The sequence below is a fragment of the Gordonia sp. NPDC057258 genome (assembly GCF_042668985.1).
Taxonomy (GTDB): Bacteria; Actinomycetota; Actinomycetes; order Mycobacteriales; family Mycobacteriaceae; genus Gordonia; species Gordonia hongkongensis.
Genome location: NZ_JBHUXZ010000001.1, coordinates 216353 through 241399, shown reverse-complemented (window position 1 = coordinate 241399; position 25047 = coordinate 216353). Strand labels below are relative to the sequence as shown.

At 67.5% G+C, this 25047-nt stretch carries 26 protein-coding genes; 12 read left to right on the top strand and 14 right to left on the bottom strand.

Annotated features, from left to right (window positions below; genetic code table 11):
* Window positions 1–161 precede the first annotated feature (161 nt).
* Entirely contained in the window at window positions 162–1331 is a 1170-nt protein-coding gene (locus ACFUEJ_RS01105) for a low temperature requirement protein A (RefSeq protein ID WP_388027050.1), read from the top strand.
* On the opposite strand, the gene ACFUEJ_RS01100 is transcribed toward ACFUEJ_RS01105, so the two are convergent.
* Window positions 1332–1955, bottom strand: a complete 624-nt coding sequence (locus tag ACFUEJ_RS01100) for a TetR/AcrR family transcriptional regulator (RefSeq protein WP_159371699.1) — start codon at window positions 1953–1955, stop codon at window positions 1332–1334.
* 187 nt (window positions 1956–2142) lie between these two features.
* On the opposite strand from ACFUEJ_RS01100, the gene ACFUEJ_RS01095 reads away from it, so the two are divergent.
* From ACFUEJ_RS01095 to ACFUEJ_RS01080, 4 genes are all read left to right on the top strand, one after another.
* A complete protein-coding gene (locus ACFUEJ_RS01095) occupies window positions 2143–3435 on the top strand; it encodes a glycosyltransferase (RefSeq protein WP_238994975.1) in 1293 nt (430 codons plus the stop codon).
* 78 nt (window positions 3436–3513) lie between these two features.
* Window positions 3514–3924 (top strand): ester cyclase, encoded by a 411-nt coding sequence (locus ACFUEJ_RS01090; protein WP_058252902.1) that lies wholly within the window; start codon window positions 3514–3516, stop codon window positions 3922–3924.
* Window positions 3881–4909, top strand: coding sequence for an alpha/beta hydrolase family protein (locus ACFUEJ_RS01085; RefSeq protein ID WP_343213067.1), 1029 nt, complete (start codon window positions 3881–3883; stop codon window positions 4907–4909). The genes ACFUEJ_RS01090 and ACFUEJ_RS01085 overlap by 44 nt, the downstream gene beginning before the upstream one ends.
* Before the next feature lie 43 nt (window positions 4910–4952).
* Window positions 4953–5204: a DUF6480 family protein gene (locus ACFUEJ_RS01080; protein ID WP_078112504.1), complete on the top strand. Its 252-nt coding sequence runs from the start codon at window positions 4953–4955 to the stop codon at window positions 5202–5204.
* On the opposite strand, the gene ACFUEJ_RS01075 is transcribed toward ACFUEJ_RS01080, so the two are convergent.
* The 3 genes from ACFUEJ_RS01075 to ACFUEJ_RS01065 all read right to left on the bottom strand — a co-directional run bounded on the left by ACFUEJ_RS01075 (window position 5201) and on the right by ACFUEJ_RS01065 (window position 6384).
* The gene (locus ACFUEJ_RS01075) at window positions 5201–5434 is read right to left on the bottom strand and encodes a hypothetical protein (protein ID WP_238994974.1); all 234 of its coding nucleotides are present in this window, start codon (window positions 5432–5434) and stop codon (window positions 5201–5203) included. The two genes, ACFUEJ_RS01080 and ACFUEJ_RS01075, sit on opposite strands and share 4 nt — an antisense overlap.
* 75 nt (window positions 5435–5509) lie before the next feature.
* Window positions 5510–5668 carry a hypothetical protein gene (locus ACFUEJ_RS01070; protein WP_238994973.1) on the bottom strand — a complete coding sequence of 53 codons (159 nt, stop codon included), beginning with the start codon at window positions 5666–5668 and terminating at the stop codon, window positions 5510–5512.
* Window positions 5669–5751: 83 nt separating this feature from the next.
* Window positions 5752–6384 carry a helix-turn-helix transcriptional regulator gene (locus ACFUEJ_RS01065; protein ID WP_238994972.1) on the bottom strand — a complete coding sequence of 211 codons (633 nt, stop codon included), beginning with the start codon at window positions 6382–6384 and terminating at the stop codon, window positions 5752–5754.
* Between the two features lie 260 nt (window positions 6385–6644).
* On the opposite strand from ACFUEJ_RS01065, the gene ACFUEJ_RS01060 reads away from it, so the two are divergent.
* Complete coding sequence (locus ACFUEJ_RS01060) at window positions 6645–7385, top strand: response regulator (protein ID WP_078112619.1); 741 nt, start codon at window positions 6645–6647, stop codon at window positions 7383–7385.
* A gap of 13 nt (window positions 7386–7398) precedes the next feature.
* Here ACFUEJ_RS01060 and ACFUEJ_RS01055 read toward each other — a convergent pair whose 3' ends face one another.
* Genes ACFUEJ_RS01055 through ACFUEJ_RS01035 form a run of 5 tightly spaced genes read right to left on the bottom strand, consistent with a single transcriptional unit; the run spans window position 7399 to window position 13019 of the window.
* Window positions 7399–8280 (bottom strand): HAD family hydrolase, encoded by an 882-nt coding sequence (locus ACFUEJ_RS01055; RefSeq protein WP_078112505.1) that lies wholly within the window; start codon window positions 8278–8280, stop codon window positions 7399–7401.
* Window positions 8277–9401 (bottom strand): cysteine protease StiP family protein, encoded by a 1125-nt coding sequence (locus ACFUEJ_RS01050; RefSeq protein ID WP_078112506.1) that lies wholly within the window; start codon window positions 9399–9401, stop codon window positions 8277–8279. The genes ACFUEJ_RS01055 and ACFUEJ_RS01050 overlap by 4 nt, the downstream gene beginning before the upstream one ends.
* A complete protein-coding gene (locus ACFUEJ_RS01045; protein ID WP_388027043.1) occupies window positions 9401–10696 on the bottom strand; it encodes a phosphoribosyltransferase family protein in 1296 nt (431 codons plus the stop codon). Before ACFUEJ_RS01045 ends, ACFUEJ_RS01050 begins: the two co-directional genes overlap by 1 nt.
* Window positions 10693–11910 (bottom strand): HpcH/HpaI aldolase/citrate lyase family protein, encoded by a 1218-nt coding sequence (locus ACFUEJ_RS01040; RefSeq protein WP_388027041.1) that lies wholly within the window; start codon window positions 11908–11910, stop codon window positions 10693–10695. The genes ACFUEJ_RS01045 and ACFUEJ_RS01040 overlap by 4 nt, the downstream gene beginning before the upstream one ends.
* The gene (locus ACFUEJ_RS01035) at window positions 11907–13019 is read right to left on the bottom strand and encodes a hypothetical protein (protein WP_388027038.1); all 1113 of its coding nucleotides are present in this window, start codon (window positions 13017–13019) and stop codon (window positions 11907–11909) included. Before ACFUEJ_RS01035 ends, ACFUEJ_RS01040 begins: the two co-directional genes overlap by 4 nt.
* Before the next feature lie 248 nt (window positions 13020–13267).
* Between ACFUEJ_RS01035 and ACFUEJ_RS01030 the strand changes: the two genes are divergently transcribed.
* Genes ACFUEJ_RS01030 through ACFUEJ_RS01020 form a run of 3 tightly spaced genes read left to right on the top strand, consistent with a single transcriptional unit; the run spans window position 13268 to window position 15379 of the window.
* Entirely contained in the window at window positions 13268–13888 is a 621-nt protein-coding gene (locus ACFUEJ_RS01030) for an AIM24 family protein (protein ID WP_033204169.1), read from the top strand.
* 16 nt (window positions 13889–13904) lie between these two features.
* On the top strand, window positions 13905–14618 hold the full coding sequence (locus tag ACFUEJ_RS01025; RefSeq protein ID WP_388027035.1) for an AIM24 family protein: 714 nt from the start codon (window positions 13905–13907) through the stop codon (window positions 14616–14618).
* A complete protein-coding gene (locus tag ACFUEJ_RS01020; protein WP_058252893.1) occupies window positions 14615–15379 on the top strand; it encodes an AIM24 family protein in 765 nt (254 codons plus the stop codon). The genes ACFUEJ_RS01025 and ACFUEJ_RS01020 overlap by 4 nt, the downstream gene beginning before the upstream one ends.
* A gap of 333 nt (window positions 15380–15712) precedes the next feature.
* Here the strand turns inward: ACFUEJ_RS01020 and ACFUEJ_RS01015 are convergent, their stop codons facing one another.
* The 5 genes from ACFUEJ_RS01015 to ACFUEJ_RS00995 all read right to left on the bottom strand — a co-directional run bounded on the left by ACFUEJ_RS01015 (window position 15713) and on the right by ACFUEJ_RS00995 (window position 20296).
* Window positions 15713–16867, bottom strand: coding sequence for a DUF475 domain-containing protein (locus ACFUEJ_RS01015; protein WP_388027032.1), 1155 nt, complete (start codon window positions 16865–16867; stop codon window positions 15713–15715).
* Window positions 16868–17012: 145 nt separating this feature from the next.
* Window positions 17013–17588, bottom strand: coding sequence for a TerD family protein (locus ACFUEJ_RS01010; protein ID WP_058252891.1), 576 nt, complete (start codon window positions 17586–17588; stop codon window positions 17013–17015).
* Between the two features lie 187 nt (window positions 17589–17775).
* The gene (locus ACFUEJ_RS01005; RefSeq protein WP_265968618.1) at window positions 17776–18201 is read right to left on the bottom strand and encodes a hypothetical protein; all 426 of its coding nucleotides are present in this window, start codon (window positions 18199–18201) and stop codon (window positions 17776–17778) included.
* A 261-nt stretch (window positions 18202–18462) separates the two neighbouring features.
* Entirely contained in the window at window positions 18463–19554 is a 1092-nt protein-coding gene (locus ACFUEJ_RS01000) for an inositol-3-phosphate synthase (protein WP_065629492.1), read from the bottom strand.
* Window positions 19547–20296 carry a PadR family transcriptional regulator gene (locus ACFUEJ_RS00995; protein ID WP_068972324.1) on the bottom strand — a complete coding sequence of 250 codons (750 nt, stop codon included), beginning with the start codon at window positions 20294–20296 and terminating at the stop codon, window positions 19547–19549. The genes ACFUEJ_RS01000 and ACFUEJ_RS00995 overlap by 8 nt, the downstream gene beginning before the upstream one ends.
* A gap of 274 nt (window positions 20297–20570) precedes the next feature.
* Between ACFUEJ_RS00995 and ACFUEJ_RS00990 the strand changes: the two genes are divergently transcribed.
* The 3 genes from ACFUEJ_RS00990 (at window position 20571) to ACFUEJ_RS00980 (ending at window position 25042) form a co-directional block, all read left to right on the top strand.
* On the top strand, window positions 20571–20963 hold the full coding sequence (locus ACFUEJ_RS00990) for a DUF5318 family protein (RefSeq protein ID WP_065629491.1): 393 nt from the start codon (window positions 20571–20573) through the stop codon (window positions 20961–20963).
* A gap of 127 nt (window positions 20964–21090) precedes the next feature.
* On the top strand, window positions 21091–23439 hold the full coding sequence (locus tag ACFUEJ_RS00985; RefSeq protein WP_388027028.1) for a transglycosylase domain-containing protein: 2349 nt from the start codon (window positions 21091–21093) through the stop codon (window positions 23437–23439).
* Entirely contained in the window at window positions 23396–25042 is a 1647-nt protein-coding gene (locus ACFUEJ_RS00980; protein WP_388027287.1) for a glycosyltransferase family 87 protein, read from the top strand. The genes ACFUEJ_RS00985 and ACFUEJ_RS00980 overlap by 44 nt, the downstream gene beginning before the upstream one ends.
* The last annotated feature ends 5 nt before the right edge of the window (window positions 25043–25047 follow it).

Genomic DNA, 25047 nt, shown 5'->3' with positions numbered 1-25047 from the left:
CATCCCGCCCGTCACCTGCGCAGATCGCCGAGGTCACACGGCGTGCGCCCCGCACGCCGACCGCCGTCGGCGGTGGGACACCCCGACCCGCACTCCTGAGCGCATGCCCTCGGCGCCGACGGCACGATCTCGTGACACGCAGCGACCGATCGGGGGCAACGATGTCTGAGCGCTTTCACCTGAGCACCATGCGCCTACGAGACCCGGCCGAACCGGGCCGGACGGCCAGCACGCTCGAGTTCTTCTTCGATCTGGTCTTCGTGGTCGCGGTCAGCATCGCAGCCGTCCAGCCCCATCACGCACTCACCGAGAACCACATCTTCGACGGGGTCGTGTCGTACGCCTTCATCTTCTTCGCCATCTGGTGGGCGTGGATGAACTTCACCTGGTTCGCGACATCGTTCGGCACCGACGACTGGCTCTACCGGGTGCTCACCTTCGTCCAGATGGCGGGTGTGCTGGTGCTGGCCGCCGGGATCGAGCCCGCCTTCGTCGACCACGAGTTCACCCTGGTCGTGTTCGGCTACGTGGTCATGCGCGTCGCGATGGTCGCCCAGTGGTTGCGCGCTTCCGGCTCTGCCGGAGACCGCCGCCGGACGACCCGGCTCTATGCCGCCGGGATCGCCGTCGTCCAGATCCTGTGGCTGCTATGGCTCCTCGTACCGTCGGGAGCAGCCGCAACCATCGGGTTCGTGGTGCTCGTCGGTGCCGAGCTCGCGGTGCCGGTGATCGCCGAGAAGCAGGGAAACACTCCGTGGCATCCACACCACATCACGGAACGGTACGGACTGTTCACGCTGATCCTGCTCGGCGAGAGCCTGTTGGCGTCGTCGAACGCCATCATCGAGGCGCTGCACAACGAACAGGAGCTCGCCCCGCTGATCTCGATCGCGATCCTCACGTTCATCGCGACCGCGGCGCTGTGGTGGATCTACTTCTGGCCGCCGCACCACCGGGCCATCGGATCGCTCGCCGACTCCCTCCGGTACGGATACGTCCACTACTTCGTCTTCGCCGCTGCCGGTGCCTTCTCGGCCGGTATCGAGGTCGAGATCGACGTCCTGCCCCACCACAGCGAGCTGACGGAAACCCAGGCGTCGTTCACGGTCACGATCCCCATCGCGGTCTTCATCCTGGGCATCTGGTGGATTGCTCTGCGCGTCAACGCCGATCGCGTGGTGAACACCGTGGTACCGGTTGGTGCCGTGCTGGTCCTGCTCGACCCGGTCATCCCGGTCCCGTTCGCCTTGACCGCCGTCTTCCTCGTCGCGATCGTCATCGTCCTGGTCTTTCGACCACCGCTCACCACAACCGGTGACCCGCAGGTGTGACTACCGCATCGCCGCCATGATGCCGGTGAGCAGCCAGCTGCGTAATCGCGGGGTGCTCCAGTTCCGTTCGACGGTGAAGTAGCGATGGGTCGCCGGGCCGGTGAGATAGCTCAGAATGTCGGCGAATTCGTCGACCCGGGTGTCGGATATCAGGCCCCGGTGGACGAACCAGTGGCAGCCGGTGTGCACGTCGTCGAGCCGGCGGAGCTCAGACCGCTCGAGCTGTTCGCCGATGGCCGGGTCGGTGTCGGCCGCCAGCGTCGCGGCATGCCATAGATCGGCGATCCGACTGTTGGCGGCGACGACGTGGTCGACGTACCGCCCGATGGCGCGATCGGTGTCGGTGTCGTTCATGATCGCGATGAACTCGGGTCGTTCGAGCAGCGAGACGAACTTCTCGTCACCGGTGAAGGCGCGTTCGAGGACGGCCGTCATGAGGGACGCTTTCGACCCCGCCTGATGCACGGTGCCGACGGACACCCCGGCCTGCTGCGCGATCTGCTGCACTGTGGTCCGCGAATATCCCTGCTGGACGAACAGCGCCTGGGCGGCGTCGAGGATGCGCGTCCGCGTCTGCGCCGCGCTGATCGCGCGCTTACGCGGTGTGTAGGGGCGTTTGCTCACGCCGGCCTCCGATCGGGTCGGACTCCAACGACAACGATAGTAGTGGCCTTGCTGGGCTTTGCCCAAAGATCGATCACAGTCCCCGGAACTCATTTAGCTCGCTGAAGTGCAAAGATGGGACCAATCGCGTGAGAGCGCTCATCCGTCGTCCGATTTGGTTAGAGTCGAGCTCTACTCAAATGGAGGAATGATGTCGACCATTCTGGTGTGCGCCACGCCGCTGGCCGGACACGTCGGTCCGCTCACCGCTGTCGGACGTGTGCTGGCGGATCGGGGTCACGAGGTGATCATGCTGACCGGCTCGCGCTTCGCCGACCGGGTTGGCGACGCAGGGTTGACCGTCGAATCGCTGACCGGAGTCGCCGATCTGGACGAACGTGACCCCGACAGCTTCACCCCCGACCGGCATCGGCATCGCGGATTGGCGTTGTCGCGCTATCAGGTCGAGCGGACGTTCATCGCGCCGCTGCCGGAGCAGGCGACGGCGGTGGCGTCGGTCGTCGGCCGCCGGGGCGTTGACGTGATCCTGTGCGACGGCACCTTCGCCGGGATCATCCCCCTGCTGTCCCGGCCCCCGGGCCGGCGGCCTCCGGTGATCGGTGTCGGCACCATGCCGCTCGCTCAGTCCAGTCCCGACGTCGCACCCTTCAACAGCGGTTTGCCGCCGATGACCGGCCGGCTGGGTCGGCTCCGTAACCGGTTGGCTCACATGGCAGTACGGCGGGTGTTGTTCGCGTCCACGCAGTCCTCGGCGCGGGACCTGGTCCGACGGGCCGGAGGCACGCTTGATCATTTCGTCCTCGACCTGTCCAGGGCGTTCGACCGTTTCGTCCAGCTGGGCCCGGCCGAATTCGAGTATCCCCGATCCGATCTCGCGCCGAACACGGTGTTCGCGGGGCCGGTGTTCGCCGGCGTTGCTGTTCCCCCGCCGTCGTGGTGGTCGGAGATGCTCGACGACGACCGCCCGATCGTCCACGTCACCCAGGGCACGCTCGACAACGACGACTTCTCCCAACTGATCGAACCCGCCGTCGCCGGGCTGGCCGAGATGGACGTCCAGGTCGTCGTGACAACCGGCGGTGCGGAACCGGATCCCGTGCCGCGGAACGACAACACGCGGGTCGCGCGGTTCCTCGACTACGGCGCACTGTTGCCGCGCACATCGGTGCTGATCACCAACGGCGGCTACGGCGGAGTGCTGCAGGCGCTGCGCCACGGCGTGCCCGTCGTCGTCGCACCAGGGGGTGAGGACAAGCCCGAAGTCGCGGCTCGGGTGGCGTACTTCGGGGTCGGCGCAGATCTGGGGACCCGGCGACCCGCTCCTGCGGACCTCGCCGCGACGGTACGCCGCATCCTGGCCGACGACGACGTTGCCGTTCGGTGCCGGCAGATGGCGCATGCGATCGCCGGTTACGACTCGACCCAGACGATCGTGACCGAAGTCGATCGGGCGGTTCGTCGATCGACCCGCTCATCCTGACCCGCCGCGCGGTCTGTGTCATCCGGATAGCCGAATGTCGGCGCACCTGCCGACGACAACCGAGAAAGAGAGCCCGACATGAGTGATGCACGAGCAGTCATCGACGCGCACATCGATGCCTTCAACGACCGCGCACCGGAGAACGAACCATGGTCCGCCGATGCGGAATTGGTCTCGCCGGGTGGGGTGTTCACGGGACGGGAGGGCGTACTGGGTTTCCTGTCCGTCTTCCAGGGCGCCTTCTCCGACGGTCGCCTCACCGTCGGTTCGTATGTCGTCGACGGCGACAACGCCTCGGTGGAGGGCACGTTCGACGGTGTCCACGACGGAGTGTTGCAGAGTCCGTCGGGTCCGGTCGAACCCACCGGACGGCCTGTCTCGTTCCGATGGAGTGCGACCTACCGGATCGACGGCTCGGAGCTGATGTCCGAGCACCTGTACTTCGATCAGCTCGACTTCCTCGGACAACTGGGCGTGCTACCCGGATGAGTCGTGCTCGGCGCCGGTTGACCAGGGTCTTCGCGGCCGCGCTCGTCGCCGGTCCGATCGTCTCGGGTACGCAGGGAATCGTCTTGGCGGCACCGGTATCCGCGTCGGCGTCGGTGATCAGCAGTGTGGCGGTCGGGCCGCAGCGGCACGATCTGGTGATCCGTTCGGCTGCGATGGGCCGGAACGTGCCGGTGAGCGTGTTGCACCGGCGCACTCCCGGTCGCGCGGGACGCTGTATCTCCTCGACGGGGGCGGCCACAAGACGGCGATCAGCGACTGGATACGGGAAGCCCGCGCGGACAGGTATTTCCGCGACAAGAACGTCAATGCGGTGCTGCCCGGCGGCCAGGGGGCGTTCTACACGAACTGGCAGCACGACGACGCGACGTTCGGGCGTCCGCAGTGGGAGACGTTCCTGACCGTCGAACTGCCGTCGCTGATCGACGGCCGGTTCCACGGCAACGGGCGGAACGCGATCGCGGGCCTGTCCATGGGGGGCCAGGCCGCGTTCACACTCGCGACGCGCCGGCCGGGCCTGTACACGGGCGTCGGTTCCATCAGCGGTTGCCCGTTCACGACCGGCCCGGTGCACGAAGGGCAGACCCGAGCCGCGATCATCCGGGACGGTGGGGATCCCACCAACATGTGGGGTCCGTGGAACGCGCCGGGATGGGCCGACCACGACCCGGGTCGCCGCCTGCCGGCCCTCGTCGGGAAGCGCGTCTTCATCGCGTCCGGGACCGGCGCGCCCGGCCCCCTCGATCAACGCACCCGGCTCGACCCGGGCCGGCACCGTGGGGAGAAGATCGCGACGGGAGCGGTACTTGAGAACTCGGTCAACGCGTGCTCGAACGAGTTCGCCCGCCGGATGAGGTCCGAGGGGCTGCAGCCGGTCGTCCATTTCCGTGCGATCGGAACGCACGCATGGCCCTACTGGGCCGACGATCTGCCCGTGATGTTCGCCGCACTCGCACCCGGTCTCTGACAGCCCACGAGTGACTTCGCGCCATTCCGGGTACACCGCCCGTATGGCTGACAATGACCCCGCCCGCAAACCGTTCAACCCGCAGAACCCCGACCCGTCCAGCACGGCGGGACTCGAGCCCGGCGGCGGAGTGGCGCCCGGTGACACACCGCCGGCGGAATCCGCGGTCGGGGGAGAGGAGCACGAACCGCCGCAACGCAGGCGTGCCGGCGGCGTGATCGTCATCGCCATCGCGGCGATCATCTTTCTCATCGTCGCGCTCGGTCTGATCGGCCGCGCCGTGGGGCTCTTCTAGGGTTCAGCGCCGTCACCCGGCGTCGACGGGCAGCGGACGCGCCGCCAGCGGATCGCCAGCGCGATCTCACCGATGCCGACGACGAAGAGCACGGGTTGTAGGAAGAAGAACACCTGCAGCAGCGCGATCTGGATGATGATCCAGACCATCAGCGACGACCCGGCGAGCAGGCCGCCGATTATGCCCAACCGCGCGGGCACGGACGGGACGGCGGCGACCACGGCAGCCACCAGGTGGGGTAACGCGACTACGGCGATCAGTGCGACACCGGGAGCGGTCCAGGTCTCGAACGGCGTGTGGGTGAGTCACTCCCGCGGCATCGACCACTGATCGGTCATGAGAGCCGAGCCGCCGGCGAGTGCCGACAACGACACGAACAGCTCCATCCCGGCGAGCGTCCACGCCGTGCCGGTCCGTCGGTTCCCGATCCCCCGTTCGTCGAGGGAGTCGGCAGGCGCGGTCATGGTCGGAAGTCTGCACTGTCGGAGAGCCTCTGTCGTGAGGCAAAGGACACCAACTGAGCCGCACGTCGGCCACGGCGGCGGTGTCAGGGGCGCACCCAGCCGTCGGCGATGAGCTCGACCAGCAACTGGGCCTTGTTCCCGATCGGCCGGCCGGCTTCCTCGTAGCGTCGGGCGACACGCCGATAGTGCTCGCGCACCGTGCTCTCGGCGATCTCGTGGACACGCGACGTCTGACGCAGCGTCGCACCCAATGTGTAGGTCTGGAGGATCTCCAGCTCCCGCTGGGTGATGCGTACCCGGTTCGCAAGTGTGGGTGCGGACGGCGGGGTCGGCGGCCCCACCGCAGTCTCGAGCGCCCGCTGCAGCTCGTCCTCGGCGGCCGGGGCCCGCGGTGAGACACGGATGTGATCGAAGCCCGCGACCCCGTTGCCCACGAAGATCACCTTGACGGTGCGCAGCGATGCCACCCGCCGGACGAACCCGAGCATCGCGGCCGACCGCACCAGAATCGCGCTCGGGTTCCGTAGGGCAGCGAGCTGGGCGGGTTCGACGACCGTCGCGTCGTAGCCGGCGCTCTCCACGAGAGCGGCCAGGGCGGCGTCGAAGATGTCGTGCTCGGCAACGACGGCCGTGATTCGCCGCTCCGGACTCGGCGCGGCAGTGGGCCCGGTGCCGGGGGCCGCCGACCGGGGGGCGTCGTTGAGGGGTACGGACACGTGCCGGGATCTCCTGTCGACTTCGATTCGGCCGGGAGCTGTGAGCCGAACAAACGGCGGGACTCTCTCGGATGATCGACATGGCTCGCGATCGGGCATCGAGAATTTATTTCACGAACGCCAACTTCTTCAGCCTTACGAACGTGAGACGATTTGTCAGCGGTATCTCGAACCCGATGTGGTGATTGCAGGGTAAATAACCACCCTCTAGTCCGATCGGATGCGTGATCGCGCACACCGCGTACATATCGGGCATGATCATGCCTGTGCCGACCGACATGCGGGTCCTTGTCGCCTCCCCGCTGGGACACGTGGTCGCGGTGCCGCTGACCAAGGCGCTCGATCAGGCCACGGTCACCGTTGCCACCGGCCGCGACGAGTTCGTCCAGTGCATCGCCGGCAACGTGCGATTCGACGTCGTGGTGGCGGATCTGATCTGGAACCGACCTGACCTGGAATGGACCTTCGACGGACTCGACGTCATCGACACCCTCGACCACCATGACCGGCACGCGCCGGTTGTCCTGGCGACCCAGGGACACGGGCTGGAACAGGACCATCTCGACGAGGCGCGGTTGCGCGACGAGGTCGCGGGGGTCATCGCCAAATCGGACGGTTTCGCGACGCTGGTCGGTGTTGTGCGCTCGGTGGCGCTCGGCCAGGCCCTGCCCAGGGCCGCGTCGGCGCGCCGTCCACCGCTCTACGAGTTGTTCGATGGTCGGCGCGGCCATACCGCGGGCCGTCTCGCGGGGGCGATTGCGTCGGGCAGCGCCTCGGACAACGCCTCATTGGCCCGCGCCGCCAAGGTGTCGCCGAACACCGCGAACAAGGTGACGAGCCACTACCTCGGGCCCATCATCGTCGAGCGCGGTGAGCACGACGCATCGCTGCCGGTGACCCAGGCCGCCGTCTACCGGTGGTGCGGTCTACACGCGCGATACCTGATCAGCTGGTGCCGACGCCACGGGCACTCCGACGTCCTCGGATCGATGCCCACGTGATCAGTTCGGTTGATCAGTTCGCGTGAACCCCGACGGTCCGGTCTCGCGGTGTCGGCGTCGCGGATTCCGGCACGGTGATCCCGCTCCGCTCGCCGAACCACCGCAGGATCTCGACACCGGCGAGGGCCCCGGTGTCGGCGGTGATCGTGAGCCCGGGCGCCGACCAGCCGAGCGATTCCAGCTCACCGTGCCGCGGGCGGATCGCGTGATCGGCGGCGAGCAACAGGTCGGTGTCGAGCCAGCCGTCGCCGGCCGCGCAGAGCGCTGCCGAGTCGTCGAGGGTGCCGTCAGCGACGAGCCGTCGCCGGACTTCGGCGATAGCTGCCGACTTCGTCACCGGCTGCGGGGTCGCATAGATCTTGCGACCCTGCTGGGAAGCCGTCCAGCCCCGTGCGTCGCACCACTGCTGCCATTGTTCGAGGAACTCCGGCGGTTGGACCGCGGGGTCGACGACCAGGTAACAGAAGAGGTCGTCGGCGGTCCGCAGAGCGGTGACCCAGGAGTCGTCGATGCGTGTTCGGAGTTCGTCGCGGACCTCGTCGAGGGTGGCGCCCGCGCGGGTCACCTCGCGGTCGATGTGCGCACGCCATTCCGGATCGTCGGCGCCGTCGACGAGGATCCGGCCACCGTTGCTGACCACGGCGTGGCGAAATGGGCTGCCCGGCAGCTCGATCCGGGCAAACTGAGCCGGGGTGCGAGTGGTCGTCGGTACGACGACGACCTCACGTGCCAGACGGGTCATCAGTTCGACGGCGGTCGTGGTCATGTACGACAGCGGCGCGTCGCGGTAGATCTCGACGCACACGGTCTCCAGGGTCGCGAACTGCTCGTCGCCCATGGCGGCGCGTGAGTAGATCATGGTCCGGTCGAGATCGGTGGCGACCAGCGCGTTCACGAGTCCTCCTTGATGAGCCCGACACACGAGTACGCGAGATCGGGCGAGACCTCCACGGGCACATCTCGTTCGGCGGCGAGCAACCGGATGTGGCGATGTTCGGGCAGATCGTCGGCGCGCACCAGGATGCGCCACGGTACGCGACGCAGCAGCACCCGCGTCGTCTCGCCGACGCCGGGCTTGACCAGGTTGATCGACGACAGGCCGTACTCGGTCTGGATCTGCTCCACGGAGCGCCAGCCGGACCAGTCGGGCCGGCGTGACTCCGGCGTCATCGCCGACACCGTCGCCCGAACTCGGTCGGCGACTGCATCGAACTCGGCGCTGACGGTGTCCAGGAACAGTCCCGAGACATCGAAGTCGGCGAGATGGCGGTAGAACTTCGCTCCGTGGAACTCGCCCGGACCGATGTGGTCGGCATTCAGGACGGTGCGCGAGACCAGGCCGGAGACAGTGGAATTCAGGCAGGCGGAGGCGATGAGGAAGTCGTCCCTGGTGCCGAACAGGGTCGTGCAGGAGCCGGAGTCGGCCAGCACCGCGAGTTCGTCGTGCAATTGCGGCCGCCCGGTGCGCGCGTACTCGTCGACAGCGGCGGTGAGTTCGCGCTGGATGGCGCCCTTGCCGGTCCAGCCGTCGACGAAGACGACCGACTCCGCCGGGTGCCGCGCCATGATGTGATCGAGTGCGACGGTGTCGATCCCGCGTGCGCGCACGATCGAGATCGTGTAGTGCTGGGGTTCGATGCCGTGGACGGCCGCCATCCACCGTCGGATCAGGATGCCGACCGGGGTGCCGGCCCGCGCCAGCGACACCAGCGTCGGCGTGGAATGCCGCTCGGCCAGAATGAGTTCGGACACCACTCCGACGGCTTCCGCGAGCCGCTGGGCGGAAGACCGTAGCGTCGCATGGAAGAGTTCCTGGTACTCGCGGCCGGGTTGGTACTCGATCGGCAGCGACTCCGCATAGTGGGCCTGACCGGACTGGATTCGACGTTCCCGTTCGCGCAGTTCACCTTCCAGCGCCACGTCGGACAGGTCTTTGAGCAGCCAGGTGACTTCGTCGGCCGCGTACGAACCGAACTCCGGTCCGCACAGCGGTGGTGTGGTGGTGGCGATGTCCATCAGCGCACCGCCTCTCGGGTTCGTGCCAGGGCAGCCTGGTCGGTGGCGGGCAAGACGGCCAGCACCACCGGGTGCCCGGCGGCGGTGAGGACGTCGACGAGTCCACCGGGCGCGCGCAACTCATCGGTGTCCGCCGGCGAGTCGACGATCAGGACGACCTGCGGGTCCGGATGGTCGACGGAGGACACGTTGTAGACATAGCGCGGCGTCTCCGGATCGGGTTCCGGTGCGGTGAACCGGAATCCGCGTCGGAGTGGATACCCCGGGACGTCGTGCACCTGGGCCGGCGACCTCGTGGTGGTCTGGTATCCGGTGGCGAAGCCACGACGCTCCAGCGACTCGGCGATGCACAAGGGTGCGTACATCAGTTCCTCGTGCCCGATCACGACAACCGCGCGCCGCGGATCGAGTTGTGCCGCCACGGTGTCGGCGGCCGCGGTCGCCGCTCGCCGGAAGCCCGTTGAGTCGGTGCGGAGAATTCCGTGCCTCCCGCCGTCGGGAACTGCCGCCGGCCAGTCGAGGGCCACCGCGACCAGGCCGCCGCGCCGGGCTGCCACCGGGTTGAGCTCGTCGGACCCGAGCTGCCACACCGCATCGAGGAGGTCCGGGGGAAGGGTGATCGAGCCGTGCGCGAGCGCCACATAGGCGACCTCGACGCCGAGTTTCGCTGCGAGATCATCGCATTCGGACTTCTGCGCGGGCGTACGCATGTCGACCAGGGACGCCACGACGAACCGCTTACGGGGACGGTCCGCGACGATGGTCTCGATGGCGCCGAGCGCGGTCTTGCCGGTGGAGATCTCGTCGTCGACCAGGATCAGCACCTCGTCCGGCGTCACGGGGTCGAGAAATGCGGGATCACTGGGCTGCAGCAGATGCGTCGTCGCGTGCGAGTGCCCCTCCTCGAAGGTTCCTGACACCGTCACGCCGGCTCGTCTGCGCCGCGTCGAGTGTAGATACCGGGATGCGGAAATGCGTTCGGCGACACAGTGTCCGAGACCGGTCGCGGTTTCGGCGAAGCCGAGGACGACGGCGTCGCGTGCCGCATTCGCACCGATCTCGGCGATGATCGCGGCGCCGAGGTCGTCGGCGGCGCCACGGACAATTGCGGGCGAGGTCGGGATGTGCTTGCCCAGCACGGTCGAGACCAGCAGATGAGCACGGCGTCGGTTGTGGCGCAAGCCGAGTGAGACGAGGTCGCGGACCGCGTGACCCGGAGTGTTGCCGAGGTCGGCGATCTCGACGCCGAAACGTTCGGTCACCCAGTCGATGCCGACGGTGTCCGGATCGTTCACGAGTTGGCCGACCCGGGCGAGGCGAGCGCGGTGAGCAGGTCGACGAACGAGACCCCCTGGCGGGTCACGCCGAAGGCGGCAGCGCGATCGATGACCCGCAAGGCCCAGTTGCGGTGGGGCTTCAGCTCGTTCATCTTGTTGCGGTACGACGACGCCCGTACCCCGCCGGACTCGCCGGCCAGGATGTCGAGTGCATCGTGATACTCCTCGTGGGTGACCGCCGACAACGCGTGTACCGCGGCGACGTGCGCGGGGTGGATGACGGTCTTGCCGTGCAGGCCGTTGGCGCGGTCGAGGGTGATCTCGCGGAGGAGACCGTCCATGTCGCGGCTGACGAGCTGCTGCCGGAAGTAGACGGCGTCGTTCTCGCGGAACGGCGTGTGACGCAACATGGGCTGGAACATGCGCTCGTGGTCGGCGAAGTACTCCCACACCGGCCCCGTCACGACGAAGCCGCTCTCGTCGCTGCGGCCGAGATGGTTGACGATGCCGGCGATCACATCGGCCGCGACCCGGACGTCGTAGATGGTCAGGTCACGATCCCGGCGGATGCCGAAGTGACTACAGATGTCGGTGGCACCGATGCGCACGGCGAGCACGTGGTCGCGGTGCGCGCTCAGGAGCGACGCGAGGGCGGTCAACTCGTCGTCGCGGGTCTCGCGGTGCACGACCGCGGCCGACTCGAGAACCGGCATGACCCAGAGGTGCTTGTCGAGGATCTGTCCGGCAGCGGCAACGGCGTCGAGCGCCTCGGGTGCATTCTCAGACGAGAACTTCGGGATGACGAACCCGGTCAGCACCGACGGGGTGTCGAGCGCGGTGGCGATCGGCACTATCCGGTCGGCCGACCGCGGACGGACGAACAGCAGTATCGGCCGGCACGGGTTCGCGGCGATAGCGCGCAACGCGGCCACGGCGTGCTCGATCGCCTCGGCCTCCTCGTCGTCGGCGACGGCGTCCTCGAGGTCGATGACCATCGAGATCACACCCTCGGCGCGGCGTCGGCGGATGACCTCGGCGAGATCGGGCCGGGTGGCCGGGACGTACAGGGTGGCGCCCAGCGCGACGGCGAGCCGCTGCGCCGGCCAGGTCGGCTCGATCGGCTCGGGCTGCCGGTGGAACAGGGAGTTCGAGACCGACGGCTCCAGGTGGTCGAAGTGCCGGATCGTCCCGGGCTCGAGAGCGGTGTCGTCGTGTCGTGCAGTGGTGGTCATCCTGCGGCCACCTGTCCTCTCATCCGCGAAACGATCTCGGTGATCCGGTCGTCCACCGCACGCAGCTGCGTCAGGTAGCTCCAGTAGTCGGGGTGGATGCGATCCAGGACCCCCTTGGCGCGCTCGATCCGGTCGGCCTGAGCATCGAGGACCGAGCCCCATTCGTCAACCAGACGGTGATTGACCGCAAAGAGCTGGGCGTCGCGCAGGCGAAAGCGCACGCGCTGCTCCGCGCCCCGCGGGTCGGCGCGCACCTCCCGCAGCAGGCGCAACCGGTCGAGCACGGCGTCGACGGCCTTCTCCGCGACGGCGAGGTCGTCGCGGGCGGCGTCGGCGCGGCCGATGGCCTGGTCGGGGGCAGCATCGACCATCGCGCGGGCGGCCGCGAGCTCGGCGTCGGCGTGTTCGAGCCGTTCGTCGACGACCGAGCCGTTGCGCTGTAGATCGAGGGAGCAATCGGCACTGAACTCCCGGCGCAGTGCCGAGAGTGTGTCGGGGAGTTGCGCGCTCCGGGTGGATACCGCGCTCCGGCGCGTTTCCACCGAACGGATGACCTGCTGTGCGCGGTCGGCGAAGGCGGGGGCCTCGGCGAGAAGTTGCTCGAGGCGGCGCGCCGAGCTCAGCACAGCTGCCGCGGCGGTCTGCCGGTCACGCAGGCCCGCGCCCTGGTCGAAAGCCGTGAGCGCACGCGCGAGGTCGTCGGTGGCATCCGACACCGACTGCAGTCGTGCCACCGCCGGTGCGGCGTTCTCCAGGGCGGTCATCGCCCGGTTGGCGGCCACTCGGGCCTCGTGGTCCTGGGCATCGGCGGCCCGCACCGTGGCCCGCGCCCGCTCGAGGGTCTCGGCGTTGGTCTGGGCGAAGTCGCGCATCGAGGCGGTGATCGACCGCAGCGCCTGCGTCGACCGGTCGAGATCCCGCGGGTCGACGCGTGTGCCGACCGGCGGGGACACCAGCCGGAGGTAGTCCGACGTCGCCTGGGCGTGCTGCTCGCGGATGTCCGACCACGAGGCGCGCAGGCGCGACCGCGGGTCGAGGGCGGCGGTCACCGCGACGGCCGGATCGATCTCGGCCAAGACGGATTCGGACTCCAGGAACGCCGCCGTCATTTGTTCCGATGATGCAGGTGGCGCGGAATTCGTGCGTGAATCGTTCCCGAACCAACGACGTACGAAGTTTCCGGGCACCACTCGATGCTATCGGCTATTTTCATCTCGGTATGAGGCCGGATTCCCCGGCTCACGGCGAGCTGGGATGCCGAGATGCCGGCAGGTGCCGCGGTGCGGGGCTGGCGTCGGGAGACGAACGAGGGATGGTCGATCGGCGGCCTCCCCACGGCGCGAGAGAGGCACGTCGAATGCAGTTGGTACAACGGTCCAAACGCGTGGTGGAAGCCAGGCTGAACAACTCCGCGGTCCGCGCGATCAGCGGGTCGATGGTCGCCTACGAGGGACAGGTCACCTTCAAATCGGCGGGCTTCGGCGGCGGCGACGGCGTGCTCGCGGGCCTGAAGCAGCGGGCCACCGGGGAGGCGCTGTCGCTCATGGAGGCCTCGGGCAACGGCATCGTGTACTTCGCGCACAACGCCGCCGAGACGACCGTCATCGAGCTCAACAACGAGACCCTGCAGGTGGAGTCCGAGCAGCTGATGGTGCTCAACGGCAACCTGCAGACCAACGTCACCTTCGCCGGTCTGCGCGGAGCGTCGTCGGGTCAGGGTCTGTTCACCACGACGGTGAGCGGCCACGGACAGATCGCACTGTTGTCCAACGGCGGCCCGCTCATCCACCTCGAGGTGTCACCGCAGTATCCGCTCGTGGTCGACCCGGACGCGTTTGTCTGCGCCCGCGGCCAGTTGAGTCAGTCCTTCGTCACCGATGTCTCCTGGCGGTCGGCGCTGGGACAGGGTGGCGGAGAGGCGTTCTCGTTGCGCTGGGATGGCAGCGGCGTCGTGTCGATCCAGCCGGCCGAGCGGTGAGGGTGAGGTAGCGAGAATGTTCACCAAGGTCAACAGCAAGGTCGTCTCCGTCGACATCGGCCGTACCGGGCCGGTCGTCGCACGACGCGGGGCGATGCTCTTCTACAAGGGCAACGTGCACTTCCAGCCCCACCAGATCGCGGGAGCCGGCGGTATGGGCGGCGGGATGCCGGGACTGGGCGGCATGGGCGGGATGGCCGGCCGGATGCTCGCCGGCGAGCACGAGTCGACGATGATCGCGCAGGGGCACGGCGAGGTGCACTACGGCTTCCTCGGCATCGAGGTGCACGTCGTGGATCTCGCGGCAGTCGGCGGCACGATCCGGGTCGAGGCGTCGCGGCTGCTCGCCTACGCGGCCAATCTGCAGGCCTCCGTCGTCTCGGTCGCCTCACAGGGCGGCGGTGGCGGCGGTGGCGGCCTGTTCGGTGCATTGCGGTCCGCTGCTGCCGGAGCCGTCACCGGTCAGGGCATGTTCACGACGCAGCTGTCGGGTCCGGGTTCGGCGGTGCTGCTCGGGCACGGCGGGGTCTTCGAACTCGAGGTGTCCCCGGCCAAGCCCCCGGTGACCGTCGACCCGCAGGCGTTCGTCGGGTCGGCCGGTCAGGTCAACGCCAGCCTGCGGTCGGCGATGAGCTGGCGCAACGTAGGCCGAACCGGCGGTGAGGCAATGCAATTGGAGTGCTCCGGACAGGGCATCGTGTACGTGCAGGCATCGGAGGAGAAACTATGAGCCAACTCAACACCGTGTGGAGTCCGATGAACTTGCCGTCGGACGACAACGTGCCGGACAACAACTACTCCTTCTGCATCGACCTCAACCAGCCGTGGTTCATGTCCAAGGGCGCGATGATCGCCTACTACGGGCAGATGCAGTTCACCGCGCTGACCCAGGGTCTGCAGGGGAACATGCTGCAGATGGTGGCGCAGCAGTTCTCCGCCCCGCTGTACCTCGGTGACTACGTCGTCGCCGAGGGCCACGGCAAGCTGATCATCGGCGACCGCGGATACGACATCAACGCTTACGACCTCGAAGACGGCAACCTCACCATCCGGGCGGCCAATCTTCTTGCCTTCCAGCCGAACCTGTCGCTCAACCAGTCGATCGTGCCGGGGTTCCTGACGCTCATCGGCACCGGTAAGTTCCTCGCGTCGTCGAACGGCCCGGTGATGTTCGTCGAACCGCCCGTGCGCGTCGATCCCGAAGCGCTTGTCGGATGGTCGGATTGCCCGTCGCCCAGTCACCACTACGACGAGGCGTGGGTCAACGGCTTCATCGCGGCCGCGGGCCGGCGGATGGGGTTGAACTCGGGCGAGGAGCGCCAGTTCGACTTCACCGGCGCCGGAACGGTTCTCGTGCAATCGAGCGAGAAGGTGCGCGACGACTCGTCGGTCCTGCGCACCATCCAGGGCCATCTCCCGGGCATGTCGGTGCCGAGCCTGCACCAGATCAACCAGCAGATCACCCAGCAACTCGGGCAGCAGCAGGGCTGAGTCCGGGTCGTCGAACCAACTGCGCCGCAGGACCTTCGGGGTCCTGCGGCGCAGCTGTTTCTCCGCTCCCTAATCCGAAGGGCGACATAGCCACTGCTCCTTGAGGTGCGAGGAGCGAAAGCCGCCGGGCCGAGCAAGCGACGAAGGAGCGCGTCGAGGTCGACGAGCCTCGAAGGGCCTGGCGACTCAAGTCACCAAACCCTTCGAGGCTCGCTTCGCTCGCACCTCAGGGGACAGGGGGAGGCGTTTCGCTCGTACCTAAAGGAGGGAGGCGTTTCGCTCGCACGTCCCAGGAGCGCGCTTCGCTCGCACCTCAGCTCAGCGAGCGAAGGGTCAGATGTTGACCTTCTCCTCTTCGCCCTTCGCCGCGAGGCGGTTGCGTCGGACGATGCTGGAGATCAGTGCGGCGATGATCAGCGCGACGCCGATCAGGCCGGTGATGATCTCGGGGACGTGGGTGCCGATGGAGTACAGCAGGATGAACGCCAGCGCGCCGATCGCCCAGTGCGCTCCGTGCTCGAGGTACACATACTCCGACAGCGTGCCCTTGCGCACCAGGTAGACGGTGAGCGAACGGACGAACATCGCACCGATGAGGCCGAGGCCGAGGGCGATGATGATCGGATCCGCCGTGATGGCGAACGCGCCGATGACGCCGTCGAACGAGAACGACGCATCGAGGACCTCGAGGTAGAGGAACAGGAAGAAACCGGCCTTGCCTGTCGCCTTGGCCAGGTCCGACGGGCCCGACTTTCCGTTGGTCTTCTCGATTGCCGCTTTCTCCGCGGCGTCGGTGCCGGGCTCGGCCGCTTCGTCATCTTCCGCGGTCTCGACGTTGAAGTACTCACCGAGGCCGTTGACCAGGATGTAGGTGATCATGCCGAGTGAGCCGGCGATCATGACCGTCGACCGCTCGTCGGGCGCGGCGATGTAGGTCGCAGTGAGGACGAGAAGCGTCATGGCGATGACGACCTCGAGCATCTCTAGCTTGCCGATCTTCTCGAGCGGCCGCTCGATCCAGGTCAGCCAGGTGAGCTCCTTCTGCTCGAAGACGAAGCCGAGGAACAGCATCAGCAGGAACATGCCGCCGAAGGCCGCGATCTGCGGGTGGGCGTCGGTGATGATCGTCTCGTAGCTGGGATCGCCGTTGGGGAAGTACGCCGCATCGTTGGGCGGCGGGTTCAGTGCGAGGTCGAGCGCCTCAACCGGGTTGAGACCCGACGCGAGCCACACGATGACCAGCGGGAACACCAGTCGCATACCGAAGACGGCAATCAGGATGCCGATGGTGAGGAAGATCTTCTGCCAGAACTCGCTCATCCGGCGGAGGATCGTGGCATTGATGACCGCGTTGTCGAAGGAGAGCGAGATCTCGAAGACGCCGAGGATGGCGGTCAGGATCAGCGCTTCGACGCCGCCATAGAGGAAAGCGATGATCAGCGACACGATCGTCACGACGACCGAGAGGCCGAAAACTCTTACTACCACTGGCTTGTGGCCTTTCTAGGGTGCGTGGAAACCAGCCGACCGCATTGTCGGAGAGGAGTGGTGACGCGCGGATGCCGCACCCGTTCGACAACGGGTGCGGCATCCACAAGCACGTTCAGGCGGACAGCCGGAGTCTACGAGAGACTCAGACGTTCACACCGAAGTCGCGGGCGATGCCCGCGAGACCCGAGGCGTAGCCCTGGCCGACCGCGCGGAACTTCCACTCCGACCCATGACGGTACAGCTCACCGAAAACCATCGCGGTCTCGGTGGAGGCATCCTCGCTGAGGTCGTAGCGGGCGATCTCGGCGCCGCCGGCCTGGTTGACGACGCGGATGAACGCGTTGCGGACCTGGCCGAACGACTGCGACCGTGCGTCCGCGTCGTAGATCGAGACGGGGAAGACGATGGAGTCGACGTTCGGCGGAACGCCCGCGAGGTCGACCTTGATGACCTCGTCGTCGCCCTCGCCCTCACCGGTCAGGTTGTCGCCGGTGTGCTCGATCGAGCCGTCGGGCGAACGCAGGTTGTTGAAGAAGATGAAGTGCTGGTCGGAGAGGACTTTCTTGTCCGCGCCGAGCGCGATGGCGCTGGCGTCGAGGTCGAAGTCGGTACCGGTGGTGCTTCGGATGTCCCAGCCGAGGCCGACGGAGACCGCAGTCAGGCCCGGAGCCTCCTTGCTCAGCGAAACGTTTCCGCCCTTGCTCAGGCTCACGCCCATGGTTTGCGCCTTTCTGTTGGTACGGGGTCTCGTGATGTCCGATGTGCCCGATCCCGGGCCACTCGGAGCAATCGACAACACTCTATGTGACGGGTCTGTCGGGGTCACTGATTTGGTTGGATGACCTGCGGTTTCCGTCGGTTGGCGCTTGCGGGGAGACTGCGTTCGGACGACACTACGGGTTCACTCAGCGCACAAAGCCGGTCAGGCGATATGTCTGTGGTGGGCTCGTCACCGACGTGTACAGCGACACCCGTGTGAACTCACCTCTGGCGGGAGCGAAAAGCCAGATTGCGACCGGGGTTGATTTGATCCCTCCGGTCGCACAGTCCGGCTTGCAGAGTTTGCGGTGCATCGTGCCGTAGCCGGCGGCCCACGCATCGGTCCATCCCAGCCACGTGATCTGGGTGACTATGACACCGGCGTCTCCGCAGTAGATCGACGACAGATCACGAGGTCGGACCTGCTTCGCTCCGTCACATCCTCCGACAACGGTGACCACGGGTGTCGCCGACGGCGCGGCGATCGCTTCGCCGGGCAAGACCAGACTCGCCAGGCCGATGGACCCCACGGCCAGGAGCGCCGCAATTCCTTTGACGATCGTCGAACCCAAGTCACACCTCCGAACTGGACCGGAAACCCTGATGGATCATGTCCGTCGCATTCTCCGGTACTGGATCGGACCGCGACTGCAGTTTGGGAATTGCGGCCCGCTTGTAACGAGTGGGAATCCCGAGCCCAGAACCGATCGACATCTGTCGTCAACCGAGTTCGGGTAATTGCGCGCGGCGGATAATCACATGGGGCAGAACACAACAGCGGCGCGTCCTGATCGGATCAGGACGCGCCGCTGTATGCGATACGACTACGAGGCTCAGGCCTCGATGATGAACTCCTCGAGCTGCTGACGCGCGACGTCGTCGGCGAGCTGCTTCGGCGGGGACTTCATCAGGTAGGCCGAGGCCGGGATGACCGGTCCGCCGATACCGCGGTCCTTGGCGATCTTGGCGGCGCGCACGGCGTCGATGATGATGCCGGCCGAGTTGGGAGAGTCCCAGACCTCGAGCTTGTACTCCAGGTTCAGCGGCACGTCGCCGAAGGCGCGACCCTCGAGGCGGACGTAGGCCCACTTGCGGTCGTCGAGCCACTCGACGTGGTCCGACGGGCCGATGTGGACGTTCTTGTCGGCGATCTTGCCGGCCAGCGGGCCGTTCAGGTTGGAGGTGACGGCCTGGGTCTTGGAGACCTTCTTGGACTCCAGACGCTCACGCTCGAGCATGTTCTTGAAGTCCATGTTGCCGCCGACGTTGAGCTGGTAGGTGCGGTCGAGGGTGACGCCGCGATCCTCGAACAGCTTCGCCATCACACGGTGGGTGATGGTGGCGCCGACCTGGCTCTTGATGTCGTCGCCGACGATCGGGACACCGGCGTCGGCGAACTTCTGGGCCCACTCGGGGTCCGAGGCGATGAACACCGGCAGGGCGTTGACGAACGCGACGCCCGCGTCGATGCAGCACTGCGCGTAGAACTTGTCGGCCTGCTCCGAGCCGACCGGGAGGTAGCTGACGAGGACGTCGACCTCGTTGTCCTTGAGGGCCTGGACGATGTCGACACCGGAGCCGTCGGCCTCGGTGATGGTCTCGAGGTAGTACTTGCCGAGGCCGTCGAGGGTGTGGCCGCGCTGGACGGTGACGCCGGTCGGCGGCACGTCGGCGATCTTGATGGTGTTGTTCTCGCTCGCGAAGATCGCGTCGGACAGGTCGAAGCCGACCTTCTTGGCGTCGACGTCGAACGCGGCGACGAACTCGACGTCGCGGACGTGGTACTGGCCGAACTTCACGTGCATGAGGCCGGGAACGGTGGAGCTCTCGTCGGCGTCCTTGTAGTACTGCACGCCCTGCACCAGGGATGAAGCGCAGTTTCCTACGCCCACAATGGCAACGCGCACCTTATTGGGCTCACCCATGGTCGGGTTCTCCTTCTTCTCGCGGCATCGCAGTCGTTCGCTGCGCAACCGGTGTTTTCCGTTGCTCGGGTTCGTCGAGCTGTTCGTCCCGGCTCGGCGTCGAGTCCGGGTCTTGATGTTCGTCATCGGCTCGTCCGGTGGAGGCCGCGGGCCGCCCCGGATCGAACGGTGACCGTTCGCCGTCGGCGAGATCGTCGTCGAACGGGTCCGGCGACCCGTCCTGCTGGGAGCTCTCGGCCGCGATCAGCTCGTTGAGCCAGCGGACCTCGCGTTCGCTCGATTCGAGGCTGAGCTGATGCAGCTGACGGGTGTACCGGTCGACGGCCCGGTTGGACCGCCCGACGATCTCCCGCAACCCTTCTCGACGCTCCTCGACCTGCCGCCGGCGACCCTCGAGGATGCGCATGCGCGCGACCGCGGGGGTCCGGCTGAAGAACGCCAGATGCACACCGAAACCGTCGTCGGTGTAGTTCTGGGGTCCGGTGTCGGCGACCAACTCCGCGAACCGTTCCCGGCCCGCGTCGGTGAGCTGGTAGACGCGCCGGCCACGCCGCACCTTCACGCCCAGGGGCGTCTCCGGTTCGTCGATGAGGCCGTCGGCCTGCATGCGACGCAGCGTCGGGTAGAGCGATCCGTACGAGAACGCACGGAAGGCGCCGAGCAGGCCGGTGAGCCGCTTGCGCAGCTCATAGCCGTGCATGGGGGATTCGAGAAGCAGTCCGAGAATGGCCAACTCGAGCACTTCGCCACCCCCCTTCGCGGTCCTGCCGATGACTGTCACTACTTCCTCGGATCGATGTGCCGGCACGCTCTGACGAGCCGACACCTCGTTCCGATGTGTTTGCCAATGTATCGCACCGATATAACTGTGTCCACGAGCGGTCGGTCGGCGGGAGGACGGACACGCGACGACGCCACCACGCGGCGATCGACCATCCCGGGTGTGGGTCCGTCGGACCCGCGTGCCGGACCCCGTCGGCCCGACGCCCCGGCAGAGACCACGTACCCTGAGAACCGTGCAACGCCAGATCGTCGACTACGCCCTGCAGCGGCGCGCTCGGCTGTCCTCGGTCCACGCGGGCCGGACCGCCGTTGCCGAGGTCTGCGATGCGAGCCCGTATCTCCTGCGCGCCGCGAAATTCCATGGTCGGCCCAGCACCACGATGTGCCCGATCTGCCGAAAAGAGCAGGTCACGCTGGTTTCCTGGGTGTTCGGCGACCGGCTCGGTCAGGTGAGCGGGTCGGCGCGCAGCAACGAGGAGATCGCCCGGCTCGCGACGACCGCCGAGGAGTTCTCGGTGCACGTGGTCGAGGTGTGCCGGACCTGCAGTTGGAACCATCTGGTCCAGTCGTACGTTGCCGGGCTGCCGCCGCAGACCACGCGTCGCTCCCGACGCGTGGCCAAGTAGCGCGCCGGCCTGCGGTTTTTTGCCCGGGGCGGTGGCCTGCTGTCACAGTGGAGCGGCACGAGGCCAGAGAAGTTGACCGTGCTCGCCGGATGACGAATGTCCGTGCGACCCGGCAGGAAGGTGGACGATGAGCGAGGCACGTGGTTCTTCGCCCACGCCGCGACGCACCGGAGTCCGACCCGGTCCGGGCGGCGGCGGTCAGAACAGAAGTCAGACAGCGACACGACACCGACGGTTCGCGTGGGCGCTGGGGATCGTGGGCGCCATCGTCCCGGCGATCGTGCTGGTGCTCATCATCGCGTTCGCGGCCACCTACTTCACTGCCGAGATCCCCGAACCGGAGGTGAGCCAGAAGGCCACCATCGTCGACACGTCCGGGCGGACCCTCGCAGACGTCACCTCGCCCGACGGCAACCGCACGGTCGTCCCGTTCGACGAGATCCCCGAGACGATGAAGCAGGCGATCGTCGCCGCCGAGGACCGTGAGTTCTGGACAAACAACGGCTTCTCGCCCCGCGGCCTGTCCCGCGCCGCCATCGGTCAGATCACCGGCAACCAGACCGCCGGCGGTGGCTCGACCATCACGCAGCAGTACGTCAAGAACGCGATCGTCGGTGACGAGGTCAGCTACTCCCGGAAGTTCAAAGAGCTCGCGATCGCCGCGAAGATGAACGACCGGCACGGCTGGTCGAAGGAAAAAATCCTCGAGGCATACCTCAACACGATCTACTTCGGCCGGGGCGCCTACGGCGTCGCGGTGGCCGCGCAGAAGTTCTTCAACAAGTCGATCACCGACAAGCGTCGCGCCGAGCGCAACCCGCTCACCTTCGAAGAGGCCGCGCTGCTGTCGGCGGTCATCCGCGCACCGTCCTACTACGACCCGGATACCAACCGTGAGGTCACCGAAGCGCGCTGGCGTTACGTCCTCGACGGCATGGTCGCGACCGGTGCGATCACCCGCGCGCAGGCCGACAACGCGATCTTCCCCAAGACCGTCAAGGCGCGTGTCAGCGACTCCGACGAGACCCCCGGGCCCAACGGTCTCATCAAGCGACAGGTCCTCGCCGAGCTCAACCGCATCGGCATCACCGACAAGCAACTGCGGACCGGCGGTCTCAAGATCAGCACCACGATCGACCCGCAGGTCCAGAACGGCGTCGTCCAGGCGGCCTGCCGCAAGAACCGGATCTACAAGTGCCCCGAAGGTGAGCTGAACGGCGAACCGGATGATCTGCTTGCGTCGGTGGTATCCATCGATCCGCAGACCGGCGGGGTGCGCGGTTACTACGGCGGCGACAACCCGGGCGGCTGGGACCTCGCCCAGGCGGGCCTGCAGACCGGGTCGTCGTTCAAGGTGTTCGCGCTCGTCGCGGCGCTCGAACAGGACATCCCGTTGTCGAAGACCTACAGCTCCGCGCCGTTCCAGGCCAGCGGCGGACTCACCGTCGAGAACTCCGACGGTGAGAGCTGCGGTACCTGCAACCTCGCGACGGCGATGAAGATGTCCCTCAACACGGTGTACTACCGCCTGATGATGGACCTCGACGGCGGTGCCCGGGCGGTCGCCGACGCCGCGCACCGCGCGGGTGTGGCCGAGTCCTTCGGCAACATCGAGCACACCCTGCAGGAGGCCAACGGCGAGCCCGAGGGCGGTGTGGTCCTGGGCCAGTATCAGTCCCGGGTCATCGACATGGCCTCGGCCTACGCCACGCTCGCGGCCTCGGGTGTCTACCACGAGCCGCACTTCGTCCAGAAGGTCGTCGACGCCAAGGGGCAGGTCCTCTACGAGCGCAAGACCGAGGGCAAGCGCGTCTTCCCCGCGAAGGTCGCCGACAACGTCAGCGCGGCGCTCGAACCGGTGGCGGCGTACTCCAACGGCAACTCGCTCTACGACTCCTCGCTCGGTTCGCGGCCGTCGGCGGCCAAGACCGGCACCGTCCAGCTCGGCGACACCGGGCAGAACAAGGACGCGTGGATGGTCGGGTACACCCCGCAGCTGTCGACCGCGGTCTGGGTCGGCACCAGCGACGGCACCGCCCTGACGAACTACAACGGCGCGTCGATCTACGGCAGCGGCCTGCCGTCGTCGATCTGGAAGTCGGCGATGGATGCCGCGCTCGAGGGCAAGGAGATCAAGCAGTTCCCCGAGCCGGAATCGGTCGGCGGCGTGGCCGGCGTGCCGTACGAGGCGCCGGCCACCACGTACGCGCCGTCGCAGCCCCGACGTGGGCCTTCCATACCGAACTTCGACATCCCCGACCAGGGCGGTGACGGCAACCTCACCCTCGCACCAGGCGTGACGATCCCGATCCCGGGCGCTCCGCGCAACGGCGGCGGTGGTGGCGCCGGCGGCGGGAACAGCCCCGGTGGTGGCGACGGTGGTGGCGACGCCGGCGGTGGCGACGGTGGCGACCTCGGCGGCATACCCGGCGGTGGAGACGGTGGCGGAGGAGTCCCTGAACCGCCCATCGGCTGACCCGGACCCGGCCGACTCCGCGGCGAGCGGCTCCGAACCCGTCTGGGACAGCCCTGCACCTCTGGCGATCGATCAGCGCGTCGATGACGCGCGCGTCCTCCCGACGCGCACGGACGGTCTGGTGCGAGAAGCGAGTTCGCTCGTCGGTGGGCCGGTCGGGGCGCACGCCGTCATCGGGCGCGGCCGGCATCTGACTCCGCTGCGGGTGCTCTTCGCGCTCGCGTTGTGCGGACTCGCGCTCGGCTGGTTCGGCAAGGCCGGGTGCCTGCAACAGGCGCCGGCCGACTCCGGGGCCGCCGGCGCGAGCGCCGAGATGCGGCTCGACTGGGACGATCAGCGTCAGTTCACCAACCTCTGCTACTCCGACGTGATCAGCCTGTTCGGGGCGGAACGCCTCAACCGGGGAGCGCTGCCCTACCGCGACTTCTGGTTCCAGGAGGGCTCCGAAGGCGAGACCATCAAGCGGTACATGGAATATCCGGTCGTCACCGGGATGTTCATGTACGGCGCGGCGCAGCTGACGCAGGGCTGGGTCTGGGCCGAGGCCAACTGGGGTGTCCCCGGCGCGCTCGACGTCGTGCTGTTCTTCACCATCGCCGCCCTGGCGTTGGCGGCGTTCTGGCTCGTGACCGTCTGGGCGACGGCCCTCACCGCGCGAACCCGCATGTGGACGGTATGGCTGGTGGCGCTGTCCCCCCTCGTCGTCGTCCACGCGTTCACCAACTTCGACGCCATCGCCACCGCGGCCGTCGCGGTGGCCCTGCTGGCCTGGTCGCGGGAGAAGTTCTGGGTGGCCGGCCTGTTCATCGGGATCGGCGCGGCCGCGAAGCTGTATCCCGCACTCCTGTTGGTGGTGCTGGGTGCGCTCTGTCTGCGCAGCGGGAGAGTCCGCGAGTTCGGGATCACGGCTGCGACGGCGATCGGCGCCTGGCTGGCGGTCAACCTGCCGATCCTGATCCCGTACCCGACGGGGTGGTGGGAGTTCTTCCGATTCAACGGCGATCGGTCGGCGGACCCCGACACCATCTACCGGATCGTGGCCGACTCGGCTGGTTTCACATGGAACATCGGTTATCTGAACGCGTTGTCGGTGGGTCTGACGGTCGCCGTGATCGCGGCGGTGGCCGCGATCGGAATCCTCGCGCCGCACCGACCCCGCGTGGCCCAACTGACCTTTCTCGCGGTGGCGGGCTTCCTGCTGGTGAACAAGGTGTGGAGTCCCCAGTACTCGCTGTGGCTGGTTCCGCTTGCCGTGCTTGCCATTCCACATACTCGACTGCTGCTGGCCTGGATGACGCTCGACGCCCTGATCTGGGTGCCGCGGATGAGTCTGTTCCTCGAGGCCGAACGTCGCTGGCTTCCCGACCAGTGGTTCACCGCAGCCGTCGTGCTCCGCGGACTGATGGTGCTGGTCCTCTGTGCCGTCGTCCTCTGGCAGATCTGGCATCCGCGCGACGACCTCGTCCGCCGCGGGAACGACGGCCGATGGTACGACGACCCGGCCGGTGGTGTCCTCGACGGTGCTCCCGACCGGATCGGCCGCCGGGCGAGGACGCTCGGCACCGCGGATGGTCCTCGGGAACCGGCCCCGGTGGGCGGATGACGGTC

Bases quoted from the DNA above. Each gene is read 5' to 3' on its own strand.
- ACFUEJ_RS01105 (WP_388027050.1), top strand. From the start codon at position 162: ATGTCTGAGCGCTTTCACCTGAGCACCATGCGCCTACGAGACCCGGCC.
- ACFUEJ_RS01095 (WP_238994975.1), top strand. From the start codon at position 2,143: ATGATGTCGACCATTCTGGTGTGCGCCACGCCGCTGGCCGGACACGTC.
- ACFUEJ_RS01090 (WP_058252902.1), top strand. From the start codon at position 3,514: ATGAGTGATGCACGAGCAGTCATCGACGCGCACATCGATGCCTTCAAC.
- ACFUEJ_RS01080 (WP_078112504.1), top strand. From the start codon at position 4,953: ATGGCTGACAATGACCCCGCCCGCAAACCGTTCAACCCGCAGAACCCC.
- ACFUEJ_RS01070 (WP_238994973.1), bottom strand. From the start codon at position 5,668: ATGACCGCGCCTGCCGACTCCCTCGACGAACGGGGGATCGGGAACCGA.
- ACFUEJ_RS01060 (WP_078112619.1), top strand. From the start codon at position 6,645: ATGCCTGTGCCGACCGACATGCGGGTCCTTGTCGCCTCCCCGCTGGGA.
- ACFUEJ_RS01050 (WP_078112506.1), bottom strand. From the start codon at position 9,401: ATGGACATCGCCACCACCACACCACCGCTGTGCGGACCGGAGTTCGGT.
- ACFUEJ_RS01040 (WP_388027041.1), bottom strand. From the start codon at position 11,910: ATGACCACCACTGCACGACACGACGACACCGCTCTCGAGCCCGGGACG.
- ACFUEJ_RS01035 (WP_388027038.1), bottom strand. From the start codon at position 13,019: ATGACGGCGGCGTTCCTGGAGTCCGAATCCGTCTTGGCCGAGATCGAT.
- ACFUEJ_RS01030 (WP_033204169.1), top strand. From the start codon at position 13,268: ATGCAGTTGGTACAACGGTCCAAACGCGTGGTGGAAGCCAGGCTGAAC.
- ACFUEJ_RS01025 (WP_388027035.1), top strand. From the start codon at position 13,905: ATGTTCACCAAGGTCAACAGCAAGGTCGTCTCCGTCGACATCGGCCGT.
- ACFUEJ_RS01020 (WP_058252893.1), top strand. From the start codon at position 14,615: ATGAGCCAACTCAACACCGTGTGGAGTCCGATGAACTTGCCGTCGGAC.
- ACFUEJ_RS01010 (WP_058252891.1), bottom strand. From the start codon at position 17,588: ATGGGCGTGAGCCTGAGCAAGGGCGGAAACGTTTCGCTGAGCAAGGAG.
- ACFUEJ_RS01000 (WP_065629492.1), bottom strand. From the start codon at position 19,554: ATGGGTGAGCCCAATAAGGTGCGCGTTGCCATTGTGGGCGTAGGAAAC.
- ACFUEJ_RS00985 (WP_388027028.1), top strand. From the start codon at position 21,091: ATGAGCGAGGCACGTGGTTCTTCGCCCACGCCGCGACGCACCGGAGTC.